The organism is Sphingomonas sp. 66-10 (assembly GCF_001897045.1).
Taxonomy (GTDB): Bacteria; Pseudomonadota; Alphaproteobacteria; order Sphingomonadales; family Sphingomonadaceae; genus Sphingomonas; species Sphingomonas lycopersici.
On record NZ_MKRR01000148.1, the window covers coordinates 1 to 4379 of the forward strand.

The window sequence follows — 4379 nt, forward strand, 5'->3', positions numbered from 1 at the left end:
CCTCGCTGGCACCTCAACGCTGAAGCGCACGCCCTCCCGCGCAGCGGGTTCCGTACTTCCACCCAACTATGGTCACTTACCAATGGCCCGACCCTGGAGCTCAGCGAAAACGCGACGCTGTCGTCTTGGGCTCCAGTCTTCAGTATCCGGGATCATCGCTAGGGACAGATGGCAAACCCTCGCCCAGGTGGCGGTGCAGCTCCATTGCATCGTGAAGCACGCGCAGCACGCCGACCGTCGCTTCGTCGATGATAGTATAGACGATGAAATGCCGGGGGTGACGGACGCCTCCGTGGACAGTCCGCGCTCGCTCACGGCTCATTCGCAGGTGCCAGGAGCGAACATTGCTACCGAGTTCAGGCCGTAGCGCGCTTCCGGATCGTTCCGGCTCGTCGCTGACGTCCTTCAACGCGACAGATACGAGGTGCTGATATCGCCGTCGCGCGTCAACACCGAATTCGCGTTCCGAACGCTCAAGAATGTCGACAATATCGCCATAAGCCGCAGCCGTCAGCCGGATCGTGTAGGTCAAGCGCCCGAGCTCGCGCGCTTGCTCACCTCGGCGCCGAGTTCTGTCATAAACGATCCGATCGCATCCGGTTTGACTTCACGGAACCGACGGGCCGCAAGATCGGCAAGGCCGACCTGGGTCGCGGCGCGCAGGGCTTCGAGCCTGAGCGCGTCTTCCTGCTCACGCTGTTCGACAAGCCGAAGCCCTTCTCGCAAAACTTCGCTGGCATTTTGATAGCGGCCGGACTCAACCAGCGTTTCGATCACCCCTTGCTGGTGATCGGTCAGCACCACATTCCGTGTCGGCATCGTTCAATCCTCGAGCTTTTCACTCAGACCGAATATAGCACCATTGGCATAATATGCCAATGGTGTGCGCGTGCGCTCCGTGGTGCCTCAGTCATATGCGTCTATGCCTGCCGACATTTCTGGAACGCCGGTCCGCTAACCGAGGTCGCTGAAAGCTGCACGGTGACTTTCGACCGAGTAGCTGACGAGCCGTGGACCGAGGCGTCCGAACCCACACTGCAGCCTGACGTAATTTAGCCGCCGTGCGATTACCCCACCCCGTAGCACTGCGGTTGCAACACGCGTCGTCATCACCATCGACGCGTCGGGGATTTTAGTCAGAATTGTCGCCCATCGCTCCCACGGCCCGCCCGTCCCGATCACTTCAAAGCCGATCATCTGCGGGCCCGTCGTCGGCTTCGCGACCCCCCGGTGCGCCGCGCCATACTCGACAGCACCGATCTAGCGACACAAATCGACACCCAAGCGCATCCCCTCAATAGCGGAACGCCCATAGTCACTTCCGCAATCACGCAATCGCCTGCAGACCCTTGTGCTTGACCAGATTGAGCAGCTTGAGCGAGGGACCATCCGGGCGCTTCTCTCCCCTCTCCCACTTGCTGACCGCATCCTTCCGCACGTTGAGATAGTGGGCGAAGACTGGCTGCGAGACGTCCTCGCGCTCGCGCAGCGCCCGGATTTCCTCGGGCGCGAGCGGCGGAATCGGGGTCAGGCACAGCGCATCGAACTCGCGCATCGTCGCCTTGTCGACACGGCCGAGCCTATGCAGGCCGCTCGCCGCCTTATGCACTGAAGCCAGCAACGAGCTGGCCGTCTGCTTGTTCTTCGCCGTCATTGTTCACCACCTCAATCAGCTCACTGCCTTCCATGGCGGCCGCGATATCGTCACGCGAGGATCCCAATCAGCACGCTAGCAAGCTGCCTCTATGCCTTCAGATCCTTCGCGCTAACGTTGGTCCTCTCGTTCTTGGTAAAGCCATGAACAAAAAAGCAGTGCCGGTGCAGCCTGAACAGGATGATGATAGTCCTGAGCCCGCCGGATTTGCCGCGCCCAGGCCGTGCGGTCCGCTGCTTGAATACATCACCTCCGAGATCGGCATCGCAATCTCCCGCCGCCACATCGGATGCCGCCTTCCGCAGGGCCGAGCTGGTCAGAGCGGGGGCGCGCTGCTGTTGCGATCGCGACCCGAACGGAATCGGACAGGAAACCGAAAGTCGGGTGCGACAGGCGCCGTGAGAGAGCGCCGCGATGCCCGTCCGGTCGCCTTCACCGGTCGCCCCACGAGCACGTCGGGCGGTGGCAATCCTTCACTCAGCATATCCGCCCAGATGATCGCCAATTCGCGCCTCCGCGGCATATAGGCCGCCCGGTTGTAAGCACCCTCGACCTTCTCCTTCGGGACATGCGCCAGCATAAGGTCGATGACGCTGCGATCATGGGCCTTCCCATGACGCTCTGCCCATTCGTTCATGATTGTAGAGAAGGCGGCACGGAATCCATGGGGTACATGGTGACCATGGTATCCGACGCGATTGAGAAGATAACCGATCGCGTTTTCGCTCATGGGCTTGTGCCAATGCCGATTGCTAGGAAACAGCAATTCGCCTTCTCCGGTCAGTGGCCAGAGCGCCTTGAGGACGGCAACTGCCTGCGGCGCTAGCGGCACAAGATGGTCGCCGTTAATTTCAGCCTTGCGGTCGAGATCACCTTTCATGCGCGCCGCGGGGATTCGCCACAGCGGCTCCTTGCCGTTGAGGTCTTCCAACTCGGCCCAATATGCGCCGCGCAATTCGCTTGGCCGAACTGCGGTGAGTGCGAGCAAACGCAGCGCCAGACGGGTTATCGGGCGAGCATAGTCCTCCTCCGCCGCGATAATCATTTTTCGCAGCGGAACCAGCTCGGTGATGGCCGGCTGGCGGCCCTTTCGTAGCGGCTTGAGGACCGCTCCGAGCTTTTCGGCTGGATCAGACTGTGCGATCCCCTCGGCGATCGCATGAATGAACACGGCGGAGATGCGCTGCCTAACTCGCTTGGCAGTCTCAATCGCTCCGCGCGCCTCGATCTCTCGAAGCACGCCGAGGACGAGCGGCGGCGTGATCTGCCCGATCGGCAGCGACCCGATCGTCGGGAAGACATCCCGTTCAAGACTCCGAATGATGTCGTTCGCATGGACCTTCGCCCATTGCGAACGGCCATTCTCATGCCAGGCCCGAGCAACGCGCTCGAAAGTCTGGCGGGCAGCCTCGAGATTCGCTTCGACCTTGAGCTTCTTGACGACGGTTGGATCAAGCCCTTGGGCTACCAGCGCTGCGGCCTCCTTCCGTCGCTCACGCGCATCAGCCAGCGACACGTCGGGATAAGCGCCGAAGGCCATGCTCTTCTGCTTGTGGTCATATTCGTAATTCCAGCGCCAGAGCTTGCCGCCGCCAGGGGTCACCAGCAGGTAGAGCCGATTCCCGTCAGAAATTTTGTAGGGTTTGGCGCGCTTCTTGGCGGCGCGGACTATCGCATCGGTCAACAAGATTCGTCTCCCAAAGTACCACGTTTTTTGACCGCCGGTACCACGTTTCCGTACCTCCGATTCGCCGGATTGGCGCGAACGGGTACGAACGGCCGTGGCCGAGCTGATCAGCTAAGTGTCGGTTTTTAGGAGGAAAAAGTCGATATCAGTGGCCCTCTGCGAACCACTGCGGCACACCCGCTGGCGGAGACGGAGGGATTCGAACCCTCGATACGGTTTCCCGTATGACGCTTTAGCAAAGCGTTGGTTTCAGCCACTCACCCACGTCTCCGGTGCGGCGTGAGGGGGGCCTATAGCGAGCGGAATCGGTGCGATCAACCGATCGTGCAACGATTCGCCTCGGCGCGAAATCGACTCGGGTCGTCGTCCGGTTCATTGCCGCGAAAGCCGCGACGGCGCTAGAATCGCTGATCGGGACGATTTTGTGCCCGGGGGGATGACGAAGATGCGCAAGGTGATGCTGGCCCTAGGGCTGACCGCGACGGTGATGGTCGGCGCGGCCGCCCCCGCTCAGGTCCGCACGATCGACCCCAACAAGGCGATCGACAACGATATCGCCCCCGCCCCGCGCGGATCGGCACAGACGCCGCCGCCCGCGCCGCAAAACTATCCCGACGAGCCGATGCCCGAACAGTCCGCCCCGCCGCCGGCCCAGGCGCCGGCGCCGGCCGGCGACAACAGCAGCACGATGCGCACCGAGCGCGCGCAGCAGACGAGCAACGCCGCCGAGACCTTCAAGCGTGACGATCTGATCAGCGCGGGCGAAGGCGTGTTCGGCAAGGGCGCCGCCGGCCTTGCCGGGATCATCGAAAAGATCCTCAAGGAGCAGGGCGAGCCCAATGCCTATATCGCCGGGCGCGAGGCATCGGGCGCGGTGGTCGTCGGGCTGCGTTACGGCTCGGGGATCATGACCCATAAGGTCGAGGGACAGATGCCGGTCTATTGGACCGGGCCGTCGGTCGGCTTCGACCTCGGCGGGGATGCCAACAAGGTCTTCGTGCTGGTCTACAACCTTTACGATACCGAGGAATTGTACCG

General features: G+C 62.1%; 6 protein-coding genes and 1 tRNA gene. 1 reads left to right on the forward strand and 6 read right to left on the reverse strand.

The features are described from left to right. Nucleotides 1–139: 139 nt before the first annotated feature. From BGN95_RS21930 to BGN95_RS21950, 6 genes are all read right to left on the reverse strand, one after another. Nucleotides 140–532 carry a type II toxin-antitoxin system RelE/ParE family toxin gene (locus BGN95_RS21930; RefSeq protein WP_286773999.1) on the reverse strand — a complete coding sequence of 131 codons (393 nt, stop codon included), beginning with the start codon at nucleotides 530–532 and terminating at the stop codon, nucleotides 140–142. Further along, nucleotides 529–819 carry a type II toxin-antitoxin system ParD family antitoxin gene (locus tag BGN95_RS21935; RefSeq protein ID WP_286774000.1) on the reverse strand — a complete coding sequence of 97 codons (291 nt, stop codon included), beginning with the start codon at nucleotides 817–819 and terminating at the stop codon, nucleotides 529–531. Before BGN95_RS21935 ends, BGN95_RS21930 begins: the two co-directional genes overlap by 4 nt. A 508-nt stretch (nucleotides 820–1327) precedes the next feature. Then, on the reverse strand, nucleotides 1328–1654 hold the full coding sequence (locus BGN95_RS21940) for a helix-turn-helix domain-containing protein (RefSeq protein WP_286774001.1): 327 nt from the start codon (nucleotides 1652–1654) through the stop codon (nucleotides 1328–1330). An 89-nt stretch (nucleotides 1655–1743) separates the two neighbouring features. Next, nucleotides 1744–1938: a type II toxin-antitoxin system RelE/ParE family toxin gene (locus BGN95_RS27155; protein WP_353744730.1), complete on the reverse strand. Its 195-nt coding sequence runs from the start codon at nucleotides 1936–1938 to the stop codon at nucleotides 1744–1746. Nucleotides 1939–1970: 32 nt separating this feature from the next. After that, complete coding sequence (locus BGN95_RS21945) at nucleotides 1971–3341, reverse strand: tyrosine-type recombinase/integrase (RefSeq protein ID WP_286774002.1); 1371 nt, start codon at nucleotides 3339–3341, stop codon at nucleotides 1971–1973. Nucleotides 3342–3522: 181 nt separating this feature from the next. Continuing rightward, nucleotides 3523–3612, reverse strand: a tRNA-Ser gene (locus BGN95_RS21950). A 174-nt stretch (nucleotides 3613–3786) separates the two neighbouring features. Here BGN95_RS21950 and BGN95_RS21955 point away from each other — a divergent pair. Continuing rightward, on the forward strand, nucleotides 3787–4379 hold a 593-nt coding region (locus BGN95_RS21955), incomplete at its 3' end, for an EipA family protein (protein ID WP_286774022.1).

What these genes read in the sequence shown, in the direction of transcription:
- BGN95_RS21935 (WP_286774000.1), bottom strand. Translation starts at nt 819, where the DNA reads ATGCCGACACGGAATGTGGTGCTGACCGATCACCAGCAAGGGGTGATC.
- BGN95_RS21940 (WP_286774001.1), bottom strand. Translation starts at nt 1,654, where the DNA reads ATGACGGCGAAGAACAAGCAGACGGCCAGCTCGTTGCTGGCTTCAGTG.